General features: G+C 62.3%; 1 pseudogene. It reads left to right on the top strand.

Annotated elements, in window-relative coordinates:
* Positions 1 to 839: pseudogene (locus tag SNR22_RS29160) on the top strand (hypothetical protein); the annotation flags it as partial.

Genomic DNA, 839 nt, shown 5'->3' on the forward strand with positions numbered 1-839 from the left:
TCTTCCTCGACCACACCACCGTGGAAAACAACCACGCCAAGGGCAGCGGCGGCGGCATCTTCAACGCCGGCATCCTCAGGATCAAGGAATCCCACATCACCAACAACACCGCCGGCAAAAACGGCGGCGGCATCGCCAACGGCAACACCTACGAACCCAAGATCACCATCGGCACCACCGCCACCGGCACCGTCGAAATCACCAAGAGCACCATCAACAACAACACCGCAGACCACAACGGCGGCGGCATCTACACCGCCAACGGCTTCCTCGACATCACCAACACCGAAATCAAGGACAACACCGCCTGCCACAGCGGCGGCGGCATCTACGCCACCAACACCAACCTCCACCTCCGCCACGTCACCATCGACAACAACAAGGCCAGCCAAGACGGCGGCGGCATCTTCAACACCAGCACCACCAACAAGCCCAAAACCACCACCGAATACGACAACAACGACCGCGGCAGCGCCACCATCGACGACAGCGCCATCCGCGGCAACACCGCCGGCCGCCGAGGCGGCGGCATCTTCAACGGCGACCCCGACCTCAAACCCGGCACCAACAAAGACAACCGCGCCACCCTCACCCTCCGCAACAGCGAGGTCAAGGGCAACACCGCCGGCAACGGCGGCGGCATCTTCAACAACCGCGGCCAGGTCCAACTCACCAACACCAAGGTCACCAAAAACACCGCCACCGACACCAACAAGCCCTACGACATCGCCGGCGGCATCGTCAACAACGACGGCAAAGTCCGCCTCGACGACGAAACCATCGTCATCGACAACGACCCCACCAACTGCACCGGCCACATCCCCAACTGCTTCGCCTGA

It is taken from the genome of Micromonospora sp. RTGN7 (genome assembly GCF_033804645.1).
In the GTDB taxonomy this organism is placed as follows: Bacteria; Actinomycetota; Actinomycetes; order Mycobacteriales; family Micromonosporaceae; genus Micromonospora.